This window comes from Pseudomonas sp. PA-6-3C (assembly GCF_021605825.1).
GTDB lineage: Bacteria > Pseudomonadota > Gammaproteobacteria > Pseudomonadales > Pseudomonadaceae > Aquipseudomonas > Aquipseudomonas edaphica.
Window position 1 is genome coordinate 1 of record NZ_WKDV01000043.1, and the last position, 14488, is coordinate 14488.

16 protein-coding genes are annotated in these 14488 nt (G+C 58.9%); 9 read left to right on the forward strand and 7 right to left on the reverse strand.

Features of this window, described 5'->3' with window-relative positions; genetic code table 11:
• Positions 1–219 precede the first annotated feature (219 nt).
• Positions 220–1419 carry a tyrosine--tRNA ligase gene (gene tyrS / locus GIW48_RS23940; protein WP_017138096.1) on the reverse strand — a complete coding sequence of 400 codons (1200 nt, stop codon included), beginning with the start codon at positions 1417–1419 and terminating at the stop codon, positions 220–222.
• A gap of 209 nt (positions 1420–1628) precedes the next feature.
• On the opposite strand from tyrS, the gene GIW48_RS23945 reads away from it, so the two are divergent.
• Positions 1629–3041 carry a peptidoglycan DD-metalloendopeptidase family protein gene (locus tag GIW48_RS23945; protein ID WP_170040776.1) on the forward strand — a complete coding sequence of 471 codons (1413 nt, stop codon included), beginning with the start codon at positions 1629–1631 and terminating at the stop codon, positions 3039–3041.
• A gap of 3 nt (positions 3042–3044) precedes the next feature.
• Positions 3045–4136: an anhydro-N-acetylmuramic acid kinase gene (locus GIW48_RS23950; protein ID WP_170040777.1), complete on the forward strand. Its 1092-nt coding sequence runs from the start codon at positions 3045–3047 to the stop codon at positions 4134–4136.
• Between the two features lie 78 nt (positions 4137–4214).
• Here GIW48_RS23950 and erpA read toward each other — a convergent pair whose 3' ends face one another.
• Positions 4215–4565, reverse strand: coding sequence for an iron-sulfur cluster insertion protein ErpA (gene erpA, locus GIW48_RS23955; protein ID WP_003176443.1), 351 nt, complete (start codon positions 4563–4565; stop codon positions 4215–4217).
• 165 nt (positions 4566–4730) lie between these two features.
• Positions 4731–5765, reverse strand: coding sequence for an N-acetyl-gamma-glutamyl-phosphate reductase (gene argC / locus GIW48_RS23960; RefSeq protein WP_017138092.1), 1035 nt, complete (start codon positions 5763–5765; stop codon positions 4731–4733).
• Between the two features lie 136 nt (positions 5766–5901).
• On the opposite strand from argC, the gene hemJ reads away from it, so the two are divergent.
• The 6 genes from hemJ to coq7 all read left to right on the forward strand — a co-directional run bounded on the left by hemJ (position 5902) and on the right by coq7 (position 10378).
• On the forward strand, positions 5902–6330 hold the full coding sequence (gene hemJ / locus GIW48_RS23965) for a protoporphyrinogen oxidase HemJ (RefSeq protein ID WP_017138091.1): 429 nt from the start codon (positions 5902–5904) through the stop codon (positions 6328–6330).
• A gap of 24 nt (positions 6331–6354) precedes the next feature.
• The gene (locus tag GIW48_RS23970; protein WP_138449319.1) at positions 6355–7317 is read left to right on the forward strand and encodes an NAD(P)H-dependent flavin oxidoreductase; all 963 of its coding nucleotides are present in this window, start codon (positions 6355–6357) and stop codon (positions 7315–7317) included.
• A 72-nt stretch (positions 7318–7389) separates the two neighbouring features.
• The gene (locus GIW48_RS23975; protein WP_177034657.1) at positions 7390–8355 is read left to right on the forward strand and encodes a DUF805 domain-containing protein; all 966 of its coding nucleotides are present in this window, start codon (positions 7390–7392) and stop codon (positions 8353–8355) included.
• 64 nt (positions 8356–8419) lie between these two features.
• On the forward strand, positions 8420–9208 hold the full coding sequence (locus tag GIW48_RS23980) for an SDR family NAD(P)-dependent oxidoreductase (RefSeq protein ID WP_177034658.1): 789 nt from the start codon (positions 8420–8422) through the stop codon (positions 9206–9208).
• Positions 9209–9254: 46 nt separating this feature from the next.
• The gene (locus tag GIW48_RS23985; RefSeq protein WP_003210943.1) at positions 9255–9593 is read left to right on the forward strand and encodes a histidine triad nucleotide-binding protein; all 339 of its coding nucleotides are present in this window, start codon (positions 9255–9257) and stop codon (positions 9591–9593) included.
• Between the two features lie 137 nt (positions 9594–9730).
• The gene (coq7, locus tag GIW48_RS23990; protein ID WP_017138087.1) at positions 9731–10378 is read left to right on the forward strand and encodes a 2-polyprenyl-3-methyl-6-methoxy-1,4-benzoquinone monooxygenase; all 648 of its coding nucleotides are present in this window, start codon (positions 9731–9733) and stop codon (positions 10376–10378) included.
• 60 nt (positions 10379–10438) lie between these two features.
• Here coq7 and GIW48_RS23995 read toward each other — a convergent pair whose 3' ends face one another.
• Positions 10439–10861 (reverse strand): OsmC family protein, encoded by a 423-nt coding sequence (locus GIW48_RS23995; protein ID WP_017138086.1) that lies wholly within the window; start codon positions 10859–10861, stop codon positions 10439–10441.
• 247 nt (positions 10862–11108) lie between these two features.
• Between GIW48_RS23995 and crp the strand changes: the two genes are divergently transcribed.
• Complete coding sequence (gene crp, locus GIW48_RS24000; protein ID WP_017138085.1) at positions 11109–11753, forward strand: cAMP-activated global transcriptional regulator CRP; 645 nt, start codon at positions 11109–11111, stop codon at positions 11751–11753.
• On the opposite strand, the gene GIW48_RS24005 is transcribed toward crp, so the two are convergent.
• From GIW48_RS24005 to trpD, 3 genes are all read right to left on the reverse strand, one after another.
• Positions 11750–12445, reverse strand: a complete 696-nt coding sequence (locus tag GIW48_RS24005) for a lipoate--protein ligase family protein (RefSeq protein WP_017138084.1) — start codon at positions 12443–12445, stop codon at positions 11750–11752. The two genes, crp and GIW48_RS24005, sit on opposite strands and share 4 nt — an antisense overlap.
• Positions 12446–12602: 157 nt before the next feature.
• Positions 12603–13439, reverse strand: a complete 837-nt coding sequence (trpC, locus tag GIW48_RS24010) for an indole-3-glycerol phosphate synthase TrpC (RefSeq protein WP_017138083.1) — start codon at positions 13437–13439, stop codon at positions 12603–12605.
• On the reverse strand, positions 13436–14485 hold the full coding sequence (gene trpD, locus GIW48_RS24015; RefSeq protein WP_017138082.1) for an anthranilate phosphoribosyltransferase: 1050 nt from the start codon (positions 14483–14485) through the stop codon (positions 13436–13438). Before trpD ends, trpC begins: the two co-directional genes overlap by 4 nt.
• Between the last annotated feature and the right edge of the window lie 3 nt (positions 14486–14488).

Genomic DNA, 14488 nt, shown 5'->3' on the forward strand with positions numbered 1-14488 from the left:
CGCTTACGATCTCTCGTTAGCGGGAGGCGAATTCTACAGCGTTACACGCTGCTGTCAACACCTCTTTTTCAACTTCCTTTTGGCTTCGATGAACTGAAGCAACTTGCTGCCGAAAACTTCGTAACTCGTTGTTTACCAAGGAGTTTTCCGTTTCGACTGCGCCGGAAGTGGGGCGAATTATAGACAGATATAAAACGCCGTCAATCCCTCATTTCAGTTTTATTCGGCTTTGAGCGTAATACGCGCAAATGCCTTCTTTCCAGCCTGACAAACGTGGGTAGCGCCCAGCTCGTAGATAAAGGTGCGATCGACAACCTCACCATCTATACGCACACCACCGGAACCCAACAGGTCGCGCGCGACCGCGGAGTTCTTAACCAGGCCCGCCTTATTAAGTACAGCAGCAATCGGCATCGCCTCAGACGCAGCCAATTCGATCTCTGGCAGATCATCCGGCAGCTCGCCATCCTTCATGCGGTTACCGGCCGCGCGGTGAGCACTGGCCGCAGCCTCTTCACCATGGAAGCGCGCGACGATTTCTTCCGCCAACTTGATCTTCACGTCACGAGGGTTCGCACCCGCCTCGACTTCAGCGCGCAACGCATTGATCTCATCCATCGAGCGGAAGCTCAACAGCTCGAAATAACGCCACATCAGCGCATCAGGAATCGACACAAGCTTGCCGTACATCACACCCGGCGCCTCCTGGATACCGACGTAGTTACCCAGGGACTTGGACATCTTCTTGACGCCATCCAACCCTTCCAGCAACGGCATGGTCAGAATGCACTGAGCTTCTTGCCCATACGCACGCTGCAGCTCGCGCCCCATCAGCAGGTTGAACTTCTGGTCAGTGCCGCCCAGCTCGACGTCCGCGCGCAATGCCACCGAGTCATAGCCCTGCACCAGCGGGTAGAGGAACTCGTGAATCGCGATCGGCTGATTGGTGGAATAACGCTTATCGAAGTCATCACGCTCAAGCATGCGTGCCACTGTGTATTGGGAAGTCAGGCGAATGAAGTCGGCCGGCCCCATCTGATCCATCCAGGTGGAGTTGAACGCCACCTCGGTCTTGGCCGGATCAAGAATCTTGAACACTTGAGTCTTGTAGGTCTCGGCATTATCGAGAACCTGCTCACGGGTCAGCGGCGGACGCGTTGCGCTTTTGCCGCTCGGATCACCGATCATCCCGGTGAAGTCACCTATAAGGAAGATGACTTGATGCCCCAGCTCCTGGAACTGGCGCAGCTTATTAATAAGCACGGTATGACCCAGGTGCAGATCCGGCGCGGTCGGATCGAAGCCAGCCTTAATACGCAGGGGTTGGCCACGCTTGAGCTTTTCGATCAGCTCGGCCTCGACCAACAGTTCTTCCGCACCACGTTTTATCAGCGCTAGCTGCTCTTCAACCGACTTCATAACAGACCCGCAAGGCTCAGATTCAAAAGGGAACCAACCATACAAGATCAGGGACTAATTACAAGTTTTGTCCCGCGCACGGACACCGTTCAGCAAGCCCAGCGTTCGCGAGCTTGCGCCACAGATGATTTGGTTATATTTTATACAGTTATTTCATCTTCATCATGTCATTCATCTTTTCCATTTCATCTTCAAAGTCAAAATTACCTATGACCACAGAACCGTCTAAAGCGCCGCCGCTTTACCCGAAGACCCACCTGCTCGCCGCAAGTGGTATCGCCGCCCTTCTCAGCCTGGCACTCCTGGTATTCCCTTCCAGTGACGTAGAAGCCAAACGAACATCCCTGAGCCTTGACCTGGAAAGTCCAGTTGAACAACTGACACAAGATCAAGACGCTTCCGACGCACAACAAGCCACAAACGCACCGACACAATCTCCATTTGCACAGATAGAAACCACCCCGGAAGACACCCGGCAGGCGACTCAGGAGCCGCCTGCGCCAGTCACTCCAAAAAATCCGCTGCACCGCGAAGTGACCGTCGCCAAAGGCGACACCCTTTCAACGCTGTTTGAAAAGGTTGGTCTGCCCGCTGCTACGGTTAATGAGGTGTTGGCCAGCGATAAACAAGCCAAACAATTCACCCAGCTCAAACATGGCCAGAAGCTTGAATTCGAATTGGCTGCCGACGGTCAGCTCAAAAGCCTGCATAGCACTGTCAGCGACCTAGAAAGCATTGCCCTGACTAAAGGCACCAAAGGCTTTGCGTTCAACCGCATCACCACCAAGCCGGTGACGCGCTCCGCCTACGTGCATGGCGTCATCAACAGTTCGCTGTCACAGTCGGCTGCGCGTGCCGGCTTGTCCCACAGCATGACCATGGACATGGCCAGCGTGTTTGGCTACGACATCGACTTCGCCCAGGACATCCGTCAGGGTGACGAATTTGACGTGATTTACGAGCAGAAAGTCGCCAACGGCAAAGTCGTCGGGACCGGTGCGATTCTATCTGCGCGGTTTACCAACCGTGGCAAGACCTACACCGCAGTGCGCTACACCAACAAACAAGGCAACACCAGCTACTACACCGCCGATGGCAACAGCATGCGCAAAGCCTTCATCCGCACGCCGGTGGACTTTGCCCGCATCAGTTCGCGCTTCTCCATGGGCCGCAAGCACCCGATCCTCAACAAGATCCGCGCCCACAAAGGCGTCGACTATGCCGCCCCTCGTGGTACGCCGATCAAGGCCGCCGGTGATGGCAAAGTGTTGCTCGCCGGCCGCCGCGGTGGCTACGGCAATACCGTGATCATCCAGCACGGCAATACCTACCGTACCCTCTATGGCCACATGCAGGGGTTCGCCAAAGGCGTTTCGACCGGCAGCAACGTGAAGCAGGGCCAGGTTATCGGCTATATCGGCACCACCGGCCTGTCCACCGGCCCGCATTTGCACTATGAGTTCCAGGTGAACGGCGTCCACGTCGACCCACTGGGCCAAAAGCTGCCAATGGCCGACCCGATAGCCAAAGCCGAGCGCGCGCGCTTCCTGCAACAAAGCCAGCCATTGATGGCACGCATGGACCAGGAGCGCTCCACCCTGCTGGCCTCGGCGAAGCGCTAAGGTATGCCGCTCTATATAGGTGTGATGTCCGGGACCAGTCTTGATGGCCTGGATATCGCCCTGATCGAACAGAACCCGGCGATCAACTTGATCGGCACGCACTACATCCCCATGCCGGACGATCTGCGCACTGAGCTGTTAAGCCTGTGCGCCAGCGGCCCGGATGAGATCGCCCGTTCGGCGCTCGCCCAGCAACACTGGGTGACACTGGCGGCCAAAGGCATCCATGCCTTACTGGAACAACACGCCCTCAAGCCTCAGGACATACGCGCGATCGGCAGCCACGGCCAGACGATCCGCCATGAACCCGCTCGAGGCTTTACCGTTCAAATCGGCAACCCTGCCCTGCTCACAGAGCTGACGAGCATTACCGTCGTCAGTGATTTCCGCAGCCGCGATGTGGCCGCCGGCGGTCAAGGCGCCCCCTTGGTGCCCGCCTTTCATGAAGCCTTGTTCGGCGAACGTGCCGGCAACCGCGCCGTGCTGAATGTCGGCGGCTTCAGCAATCTCAGCCTGATCGAGACCGACAAGCCCGTAGCTGGCTTCGATTGCGGCCCGGGCAACGTGCTGCTGGATGCGTGGATCCACAATCAACGTGGCGAGCACTTTGATCGCGATGGCCAATGGGCGGCCGGTGGCCAGGTCGAGCCTGCACTACTCAACGCACTGCTCAGCGACCCGTTCTTCCTGACCAAAGGCCCGAAAAGCACTGGCCGCGAAGTATTCAACCTGGGATGGCTGCAACACCACCTGGCCAGATTGCCAGCGTTTCAGGCAGAGAATGTGCAAGCGACCCTGCTTGAACTGACCGCGCTGACCATCGTCGAGTCCCTGCAATCCGCACAAACCGACACCGAAACCCTGCTGGTCTGTGGCGGCGGCGCGCATAACGCCACGCTGATGAAGCGCTTGGCAGCGTTGTTGCCGTCCACTCAGGTCAGCAGCACCGCCACTTACGGCGTGGACCCCGATTGGGTTGAAGCCATGGCCTTCGCCTGGCTGGCCCATTGCTGCCTTGAGGGCATCGCCGCCAACCGCCCAAGTGTCACTGGCGCGCGCGGGCTTCGGGTATTAGGCGCGATCTACCCAGCCTAAACCTGCAGGCAGCAAAACGCCGCTTGGCCTATCAAAGCCAAGCGGCGTTTTTTTATTTGCTGAAGATCAGGCTGCTGATCAGATCGAGAAAGAAGACCCGCAACCACAGGTCGTGGTGGCATTAGGGTTCTTGATCACGAAACGCGACCCTTCCAGACCTTCCTGATAATCCACCTCGGCACCCGCCAGGTATTGGAAGCTCATCGGGTCCACGACCAGGCTGACGCCCTCGCGCTCGACGATGGTGTCATCGTCGGCCACATCTTCATCGAAGGTAAAACCGTACTGAAACCCTGAACAACCGCCGCCCGTAACGAATACGCGCAGCTTCAAGCGATCATTACCCTCTTCATCGACCAGGCTCTTCACCTTGTGCGCAGCACCGTGGGTGAATTGCAAAGCCGTGGGGGTGAAGGATTCAACGCTCATGCTGATAATCTCCCGGCGTAGCGCCGCCATATGCGTAATGGCGAGCATTATCCGCTTCTCCTAGAAAAGCGGTCAACTATTGTTACGGTATATCAATCTGCGCTGCCGCCATTAAAAACACAAAAGGCCCGATCAACGGGCCTTTTGCTTAACCGCTAAACCGCCTTAAGGCAGCATGCCCGCGTGGGACAGGCCCAGCTTCTCGTCCAGGCCGAAGAGGATGTTCAGGTTCTGCACCGCCTGGCCCGACGCGCCCTTGACCAGGTTATCGATTACCGACAACACCACCACCAAATCGCCATCCTGTGGACGGTGCACGGCAATGCGACATACGTTCGCACCGCGCACGCTACGGGTTTCCGGGTGGCTGCCGGCCGGCATCACATCGACGAACGGTTCATTGGCATAACGCTTTTCGAACAGCGCCTGCAGGTCTACCGAACGGTCGACAACCGTGGCGTAGAGCGTGGAGTGAATGCCACGAATCATCGGCGTCAGGTGCGGCACGAAGGTCAGGCCCACGTCTTTACCGGCCGCGCGGCGCAGCCCCTGGCGAATTTCCGGCAAGTGACGATGCCCTTTAACCGCGTAGGCCTTCATGCTTTCCGACGTCTCGGAGTACAGCGAACCTACAGCTGCACCACGGCCGGCGCCACTCACACCCGACTTGCAGTCGGCGATCAAGCGCGAAGTGTCGGCCAGACCCGCTTCCAGCAACGGCAGGAACCCCAGCTGCGTTGCGGTCGGATAGCAACCTGGCACGGCAATCAGGCGTGCTTGCTTGATTTGCTCACGATTGACTTCCGGCAGACCGTACACCGCCTCTTCCAGCAACTCAGGCGCGCCGTGTGGCTGGCCGTACCACTTGGCCCACTCATCGGCGTCCTGCAAGCGGAAGTCGGCTGACAGGTCGATGACCTTGGTACCCGCCGCCAGCAATTCGCCGGCCAGTGCATGCGCAACCCCGTGAGGCGTGGCGAAGAACACCACATCGCACGCGCCCAGGGTCTTGATGTCCGGCACGCTGAACGCCAGGCCGTCATAGTGGCCTCGCAGGTTCGGGTACATATCGGCCACGGCCAACCCGGCCTCGGATCGGGAAGTGATGACCACCACCTCAGCTTGCGGATGCTGAGCCAACAGACGCAGCAATTCGACACCGGTGTAACCCGTGCCGCCGACGATACCGACCTTGACCATAAACCTGCCCTCAACGAACCCACTGGAAAGCCGTCGATAATAGGGGCCGTATCGTCCTGCGACAACCGTCAACGTGACGTACAGGCGCATGAGCCACTACTATCTTCAGTTACCGTGAACCTGGGAATAACTAGAAATGCTCTATCTATGGATCAAAGCCTTCCATATCGTCAGTATCGTCTGCTGGTTTGCCGGGCTGTTTTACCTGCCACGCCTGTTCGTCTACCACGCGCAAAGTGAGGACACCGTCAGCAAAGAACGCTTCAGCGTCATGGAGCGCAAGCTGTACCGCGGCATCATGGGGCCGGCAATGATCGCTACCCTGATATTCGGCGGCTGGCTGATCTACCTGAACCCGGCCATTTTTCAATCCGGTGCCTGGATCCACGCCAAACTTACCCTGGTGGTGCTGCTGATCGGCTACCACCATATGTGCGGCGCCCAAGTAAAACGTTTCGCCCGTGGCGAAAATACCCGCAGCCATGTCTTTTATCGCTGGTTCAATGAAGTGCCGGTTCTGATATTGCTGGCTATCGTAATTTTGGTCGTGGTCAAACCGTTCTAATTTCAATTACTCGGGGAACCTCCAATGTCACTGCCCGCTTCGCTCGAACAACGTCTGCGCCTACCCGTGGTGGCTGCGCCGATGTTTCTGATTTCCAACCCGCAACTCGTGCTGGCGTGCTGTCGCAATGGCGTGGTTGGGAGTTTCCCGGCACTTAACCAGCGCGAAAGCAGCGGTTTCAAGGCCTGGCTGGAGGAAATCGAAGCGGGCCTGGCACAGCTGGACAACCCCGCGCCCTATGCCGTCAACCTGATCGTGCATAACAGCAACCCAAGGCTTGAGGCCGACCTGGCGATCTGCGTCGAGCACAAGGTGCCGATCGTCATCACCAGCCTGGGCGCGGTCAAGGAGCTGGTGGATGCGGTCCACAGCTACGGTGGCCTGGTGTTTCACGACGTCACCACCCGCCGACATGCCGAGAAAGCCGCAGAAGCCGGTGTTGACGGCCTGATCGCCGTGGCAGCGGGCGCCGGTGGCCATGCCGGTACCTGGAGCCCGTTCGCGCTGATCGCCGAGATTCGCCAGTTCTTTGATAAAACCCTGCTGTTGGCCGGCTGCCTCAACCATGGTCATGAGATACTCGCAGCCCAACTGCTGGGCGCAGACCTGGCGTATTTCGGCACGCGCTTTATCGGCACCACCGAAAGCCACGCCCCGGACGCTTATAAAGAGATGCTGCTCACATCGCGCGCCGCCGACATCGTGCACACTCCTGCGGTGTCCGGCGTACCCGCAAGCTTCATGCGCCAGAGTTTGGAAAACGCCGGTTTCGACCTCGCCGCCCTGCAGGGCAAAGGCGAAGTCAACTTCGGCTCCAAGCTCAAGCCGTTAAGCGATGAGGCCAAGGCCTGGAAAACCGTATGGTCAGCCGGCCAAGGTGTCGGCCAGATTGATGATTTGCCCAGCGTCGATGAACTGATTGCCCGCCTGGATGCCGAATACCGCAAGGCACGCGAGAAGGCAGCGCAGTTGCGCTGGCCCCGTTAAACTCAATAGCAGGCCTGCCCATGTGTGCAGGCCTGCAAACCCCCTCCCTGAACAAGTGACAAGGATGCCCGCATGAGCGACAGCCGTTTCAAGATTGTGTTTGACGGAGCCCTGCTCCCGGGTGTCGAAAGCACCACCGCCAAGCTGAACCTCGCCGAGCTGTTCAAAAGTGATGTGGCAGCCATCGAAAAGCTTTTCACCGGCCGCCCGGTCGCACTCAAGCGCGACCTTTCCCGTGCTGATGCCGAAACCTACCTTACAACGCTGAAAAACGCCGGCGTCGATGCCCGTATCGAAGCCGAGCAGCCGGTAACCTTCAACCTGGCCGAAACCCACGAAACCGACGCCAGCACTGCAGACTTCTCGCGCCCTGCGGCTTCGCCCTATGCACCACCGCGTGCTGCCGTGGGTGAGTACACCGAGGAATACTCAACCCTTAAAGTGTTCACCATCCACGGTCGCATCGGCCGCTTGCGTTATCTGGCCTGGACACTGGTATTGACCCTGGCGCTGTTGGTGGCCGGTGGCATCATCAGTACCGCGAGCTTCGCCGTCGCAACCGCCTCGCCGACTGCCGGCACCATCCTCGGGGTGCTGCTGGGCTTGGCCTTGTTTGTTGCACTGGTGTGGGTGAGCGTGCAAATCGGTGTGCAACGCCTGCACGACCTGGGCTGGTCCGGCTGGCTGTACTTCCTCAACCTTGTGCCAGTGGTCAACAGCATCTTCCCAATCTTGCTGCTGGTATTGCCGGGCAATGCAGGCGCCAACCAATATGGCCCACCGCCGCCGCGCAACTCCACGGCAGTCAAAGTGTTGGCGACCCTGTGGCTGGCGTTTATTCCGGTGATGCTCGCCATTGTGGTGACGCTGGGCATGAACGGCTACCTGAACCAACTCGAAGCCAATATGGACAGCAGCTACGAAAGCAGCTCCATCACCGCCGATGACGCCACCGATCAAAGCGTCACCGTAGATGAAGAAGAAAGCGTGCAAAGTGCTGAGGACGCAGCCGAACCTGTAGACTCTCCAGAACAGTGAAGAAACGCCCCGCCGCCTGTGATGCCTCTGTCACAGGCTCGGCGGCGTTGCGATGGAGAAAGGCATGACCCGTTACGCTCTGATCACCGGCGCCTCCAGTGGCATCGGCCTGGCTTTGGCCGAAGCACTGGCCCGTCGCGGCCGTAGCTTGATTCTGGTGGCCCGCCAGCGTGATCAGTTGGAAAGCATTGCAATTGAATTGACTCAGCGCTTCGGCGTCGAGGTGCTGTTTCGTGCCTGCGACCTGGGCGAACCCCTGCGTTTGTCCGGGTTCCTGCTGGAACTTGAAGAAGGCGAGCGGCAGATCGACCTGCTGGTCAACTGCGCCGGCATGGGCACCAGCGGGCCGTTCCTCGCCCAGGACTGGATGACCGAGCAGGACCTGATCGAAGTCAACATCCTGGCCCTCACCCGCATGTGCCACGCCCTTGGCAACGCCATGGCGCTGCATGGCGGCGGGCAGATTCTCAACGTGGCCTCGGTCGCAGCCTTCCAGCCCGGCCCCTGGATGAGCAGCTATTACGCCAGCAAGGCGTATGTGCTGCACTTCTCCGAAGGCTTGCGCGAAGAGTTGAAGACCTGCGGTATCAAGGTCTCGGTGCTGTGCCCCGGCCCCACGCGCACGCCATTCTTCGGTACTGCACACATGGACACCGCCAAGCTCGACCGCAGCGGTCAACTGATGAGCCCGGAAGAAGTGGCGCTCTACACCGTGCGCGCGCTGGAAAAGAACAAAGCCATCATTATTCCCGGGCGACGCAACCGCTGGCTGGCCTTCAGCCCGCGCTTGAGCCCACGCTGGCTGACCCGCAAGATTGCCGGCGCCATCAACAAGGCCTATTGCCCGCGCTGACGGCCTCGGTACACTCGTTCTGCACTTTCATAATGGAGAAACAGCTGTGGATACTCTGTTCACCAAGATCATCAACAGAGAAATACCTGCGAAGATCATCTATGAGGATGACCAAGTCCTCGCCTTCCACGATATTGCCCCAATGGCACCCGTGCATTTTCTGGTCATTCCGAAAAAGCCGATCCGTACCCTCAACGACCTCACCGAAGAAGACAAAGCCCTCGCTGGCCATATTCTGTTCACCGCTCAACGGCTGGCCGTAGAGCAAGGCTGCGAGAAGGGCTTTCGCGTGGTGATGAACTGCAACGAGGATGGCGGGCAGACTGTTTATCACATCCATATGCACGTGCTGGGTCAGCGCCAGATGAACTGGCCGCCGGGCTGATTGTTGCGGGGAGTTTGCGACGGCTACGCCGTCGGGCGGGAGCAAGCTCCCTCGCCACAGGGGCAAATTGACACAGCGCAAACGCATCGCCTTCTCTTGCGGTAAACTGGCCGCCGAGATTCTTCCCGGAGGTCAGCATGACTACCCAACGTCACTACTCGCCGATTGACCGTCTGTTGCTGCAAGCCGACATGGCCATGCGCACACTGCTGCCCTTCAGCGGCCAACCGTACCGGCCTTCGCCCGCCATCGTGCAGCCCGACGCGCAGATGAGCGAGACCGACACCCGCCACGTCGCCGGCCTGATGCGCATCAACCACACCGGTGAAGTCTGTGCCCAGGCGCTGTATCAAGGCCAGGCGCTGACCGCCAAGCTGCCGCAAGTACGCGCAGCGATGGAACATGCGGCCGAAGAAGAAATCGACCACCTGGCCTGGTGCGAGCAGCGCATTCGCCAGCTCGGTAGCCATCCCAGCGTGCTCAACCCACTGTTTTATGGTTTGTCGTTCGGTATCGGCGCCGCTGCCGGCCTGATCAGCGACAAGGTCAGCCTCGGTTTTGTGGCTGCGACCGAGCATCAGGTGTGCAAACACCTGGATGAACACCTGGAACAACTGCCGGCCGAAGACGAAAAGTCGCGGGCGATTCTTGAACAGATGCGCATTGATGAAGAACACCACGCAGAAAGCGCACTGGATGCAGGCGGCTTCCGCTTCCCGGCGCCCGTGAGGTTTGGCATGAGCGTACTGGCCAAGGTCATGACCAAAAGCACCTATCGAATTTAAACAATGCCGCACAAAAAAGGGCGCCCTCAACAGGCGCCCTTTTCTATTGTCGACTGGCAATCAACCCAGCTCGATAATCTCGTAATCATGGGTGATGGCCACGCCGGCCGCGCCAAGCATGATCGATGCAGAGCAATACTTCTCGGCCGACAGCTCGATGGCACGCTTGACCTGAGCTTCCTTCAACGCCCGGCCCTTGACCACGAAATGCATGTGGATCTTGGTAAACACCTTGGGGTCTTCAGTGGCCCGCTCCGCTTCCAGGAAGGCTTCGCAGCTTTCGACGGCCTGGCGGGACTTCTTCAAGATGCTGACCACGTCGAAATTGCTGCAACCGCCAACACCGAGCAGGAGCATTTCCATCGGGCGTACACCCAGGTTACGGCCACCGGCGTCCGGCGGGCCGTCCATAACTACCACATGGCCACTGCCCGACTCACCGAGGAACATGGCCTCGCCCGCCCATTGGATGCGTGCCTTCATCGCCCAGACTCCACTGCTAAAAAAGGGTCGCCAGCTTAGCACAGGGTCTTGAACCCGCAGCGCCCGGTATGAAAACGATCAATGACAACGTTTGCCCGCTAAATTCCTTAATCGAGGCAGAATGTGTCTGTTAAGCTGGCGCCAATTCAATGGCGCATTGCCATCCTTTGTACAGCGTGTATCAATGCCATTACCGCTGGATAAAAATAATTCCAACCACACCGTGCAGTCTTTTCGGGATACAACCATGGTTGCTCTTGCTCCCACACCCAAGATCAAGAACCTCGACAAATTGTTGATGCATTGCCAGCGCCGGCGTTACCCGGCCAAGCACAACATCATTTGCGCTGGCGAACGCTCCGAGACGCTGTTCTTCATTATCAAGGGCTCGGTCACCATCCTGATTGAAGATGAAGACGGCCGCGAGATGATCATCGCGTACCTCAATACCGGGGATTTCTTCGGTGAGCTGGGGCTGTTTGAACAAGCGGGCAAAGAGCAGGAGCGCAGTGCCTGGGTGAGGGCCAAGGTTGAGTGTGAAGTCGCCGAGATCAGCTATGCCAAGTTTCGCGAACTGGCCCAACATGATCCCGACATTCTCTACGCCTTAAGCGGTCAGATTGCCCAGCGCTTGCGCGACACCACGCGCAAAGTGGGTGACCTGGCGTTCTTTGATGTCACCGGCCGCGTAGCCCGTTGCCTGCTGGAACTGTGCAAACAGCCCGACGCCATGACCCACCCTGACGGCATGCAGATCAAAGTCACGCGCCAGGAGATCGGACGCATTGTCGGGTGTTCACGGGAAATGGTCGGTCGTGTGCTCAAGGACTTGGAAGAGCGCAACCTGGTACACGTCAAAGGCAAGACGATGGTGGTGTTCGGTACGCGTTAAGCCGGCAGGAATCCGGCCAGCATCTGACGGTACAACACGTCCAGTCGGGTGATGGCATCCGGTGCGGGAAAGGCTTCGTGCAACGCGATATGGCTGTCGGCACGCACCCGCTGGTCGAGGCCGCAGGCCTCATTGAAACGATTGACCGCCGCAATCAGCTCATCGCGGTCGTTATCCAGCAACAATGCACCGTGCACCAAACCTACTGGGCGGCCGCCACTTTGTCGCCAGCGCTGGGCAGTGCCGACCATCTTGCGGCCGTTGAGGTTGACGTTATAGCGACCGTCGCAGAAGGCGCCGTCGATTTCGCCAACAGAAGCGTCACCGCCCAACTCAATCAGCAAATCACAGATCGGCTGGCACAAACGCTGATAACCGGTTTCGATGCGGCCTTGATCACCTTCGCTGCGTGGCGGCGCGTAAACCAGCGCGATATTGACCGTGGCGGCCGACTGCGGCACCGGCTCTCCGCCGGTCTCGCGCAGTAGCACCGGCCAACCGGCAGCAGCCGAAACCTGGCTGGCCGCGTCAAAAGCCGGCAAGCGGCTCAAACGGCGCGGCATCACCAAAGCCTGGTCATTTGGCTGCCAGAACAGTAGCCCGAATGCCTGTTCACCGGCGCAAACGGCCGCGAGCAAGTCTTGCTCGGCGGCAAGTCCTGCTTCAACTGTCATCGACACCGGCTCGATCATCGGACACCTACTTCTCTAAATAGACACAAATCAAATGTGGGAGCTGGCTTGCCTGCGATAAAGGCACCGCGGTCTTCCAGAAACACCGAGGTGATGCTATCGCAGGCAAGCCAGCTCCCACACAAGCCAGCTCCCACATTTTTGACCGTATTTCAAATCAGTCGAGGGTCGAACCGCTCACCGCCACGCCACGCTCCGGGAAGAACAGACGCTGCAATTCCGCACCTGGGTTCTCGGCGCGCATAAATGTCTCACCCACCAGGAACGAAAACACACCGCTGATTTCCATCAGCTCTACGTCGGCGCGGTTGACGATGCCGCTCTCGGTAATCACCAACCGATCACGCGGAATACGCGGCAACAGGTCGAGGGTATTTTCCAGGCTGACTTCAAAGGTGTGCAGGTTACGGTTATTAACCCCCACCAACGGCGTGTCGAGGGTTTTCAGCGCGCGCTCCAGCTCATCGCCATCGTGCACTTCTACCAGTACGTCCAGGCCTACGCTTTTGGCCACGGCCGCCAGCTCGGCCATCTTCACGTCGTCCAGCGCGGAGACGATCAGCAGCACGCAATCGGCGCCCAAGGCGCGGGCTTCGACGATCTGGTACGGGTCAACCATGAAGTCCTTGCGGATCACCGGCAACTTGCACGCGGCGCGGGCCTGTTGCAGGAACAGGTCGGAACCCTGGAAGAAGTCGATATCGGTCAACACGGACAGGCAGGTTGCGCCGCCCTTCTCATAGCTCTTGGCAATGTCTTCAGGAATGAAAACTTCGCGAATCACGCCTTTGCTGGGCGAAGCTTTTTTGATCTCGGCAATCACGGCAGGCTGCTTTTCCTTCGCCTGCTTGATCAGCGCAGCGGCAAAACCACGCGGCGCGTCGGCGCTTTTTGCCAAGCCCTCCAGCTCAGCCAGGCTCACACGGGCACGGCGCTCGGCCACCTCTTCAGCCTTGCGCGCGAGGATTTTTTCCAGAACGGTCGGGACACTCATCCTTCATTCTCCATTTTGAACACAGCGGTAAAGGCTCCCAGTTCTTCGAGCTTTTCGCGAGCCAGACCGGTGTGCAACGCATCGTGGGCCAAGGCGACACCTTCCTTAAGACTATAGGCGTGGTCCGCCGCGTAAAGTGCCGCGCCAGCATTCAGAACAATCATTTCTGCGGCTTTCTGGCCGTTTTCTGTCTTGCGGCGCCCCAAGGCATCACGGATCAACTCCAGCGAGGCCGCCGGGCTTTCCACCGACAGGCCATGCAAGCTTTGGCTTCTCATGCCGAGGTCTTCGGGCTCGACCCAATATTCGCTGACCTGGTCATTCTTCAGCTCCGCCACGAAGGTCGGTGCCGCCAGGCTGAATTCGTCCAGGCCATCCTTGGAATGCACCACCAGCACGTGCTTGCTGCCCAGACGCTGCAACACTTCGGCCAACGGCCGGCACAGCGCCTGGCTGAACACACCGACCACCTGATGTTTCACGCCAGCCGGATTCGTAAGCGGGCCGAGCATGTTGAACAGGGTGCGCAGGCCAAGGTCCTTGCGCGGGCCGGCGGCGTGTTTCATGGCGCCGTGGTGGGACTGGGCAAACATGAAGCCAATGCCCACGCTGTCGATGCAGCGCGCCACTTGCACCGGCGTCAGGTTCAGATAAATACCAGCCGCCTCCAGCAAGTCGGCGCTGCCGCTTTTGCCCGACACCGCACGGTTACCGTGTTTGGCCACGGTGCAACCGGCTGCCGCCACCACAAAGGAGGAAGCCGTCGACACGTTGAAAATATTCGCACCGTCGCCGCCGGTGCCGACCACATCGACCACGCCGTCGAGGGTCTTGAGCTCAACCTTGTCGGCCAGCTCACGCATCACTGACACGGCGCCGACGATTTCGTCGATGCTCTCGCTCTTCATGCGCATCGCCATCATGAACGCGCCGATCTGCGCGTCAGTGCATTGGCCAGTCATGATCTCGCGCATCACATCGCTCATTTCAGCGGTGCTCAGGTCCAGATGGCCGACGATACGGCTCAGGGCAGTCTTGATATCCATGGA

What these genes read in the sequence shown, in the direction of transcription:
- tyrS (WP_017138096.1), bottom strand. Translation starts at nt 1,419, where the DNA reads ATGAAGTCGGTTGAAGAGCAGCTAGCGCTGATAAAACGTGGTGCGGAA.
- GIW48_RS23945 (WP_170040776.1), top strand. Translation starts at nt 1,629, where the DNA reads ATGACCACAGAACCGTCTAAAGCGCCGCCGCTTTACCCGAAGACCCAC.
- GIW48_RS23950 (WP_170040777.1), top strand. Translation starts at nt 3,045, where the DNA reads ATGCCGCTCTATATAGGTGTGATGTCCGGGACCAGTCTTGATGGCCTG.
- erpA (WP_003176443.1), bottom strand. Translation starts at nt 4,565, where the DNA reads ATGAGCGTTGAATCCTTCACCCCCACGGCTTTGCAATTCACCCACGGT.
- argC (WP_017138092.1), bottom strand. Translation starts at nt 5,765, where the DNA reads ATGGTCAAGGTCGGTATCGTCGGCGGCACGGGTTACACCGGTGTCGAA.
- hemJ (WP_017138091.1), top strand. Translation starts at nt 5,902, where the DNA reads ATGCTCTATCTATGGATCAAAGCCTTCCATATCGTCAGTATCGTCTGC.
- GIW48_RS23970 (WP_138449319.1), top strand. Translation starts at nt 6,355, where the DNA reads ATGTCACTGCCCGCTTCGCTCGAACAACGTCTGCGCCTACCCGTGGTG.
- GIW48_RS23975 (WP_177034657.1), top strand. Translation starts at nt 7,390, where the DNA reads ATGAGCGACAGCCGTTTCAAGATTGTGTTTGACGGAGCCCTGCTCCCG.
- GIW48_RS23980 (WP_177034658.1), top strand. Translation starts at nt 8,420, where the DNA reads ATGACCCGTTACGCTCTGATCACCGGCGCCTCCAGTGGCATCGGCCTG.
- coq7 (WP_017138087.1), top strand. Translation starts at nt 9,731, where the DNA reads ATGACTACCCAACGTCACTACTCGCCGATTGACCGTCTGTTGCTGCAA.
- GIW48_RS23995 (WP_017138086.1), bottom strand. Translation starts at nt 10,861, where the DNA reads ATGAAGGCACGCATCCAATGGGCGGGCGAGGCCATGTTCCTCGGTGAG.
- crp (WP_017138085.1), top strand. Translation starts at nt 11,109, where the DNA reads ATGGTTGCTCTTGCTCCCACACCCAAGATCAAGAACCTCGACAAATTG.
- GIW48_RS24005 (WP_017138084.1), bottom strand. Translation starts at nt 12,445, where the DNA reads ATGATCGAGCCGGTGTCGATGACAGTTGAAGCAGGACTTGCCGCCGAG.
- trpC (WP_017138083.1), bottom strand. Translation starts at nt 13,439, where the DNA reads ATGAGTGTCCCGACCGTTCTGGAAAAAATCCTCGCGCGCAAGGCTGAA.
- trpD (WP_017138082.1), bottom strand. Translation starts at nt 14,485, where the DNA reads ATGGATATCAAGACTGCCCTGAGCCGTATCGTCGGCCATCTGGACCTG.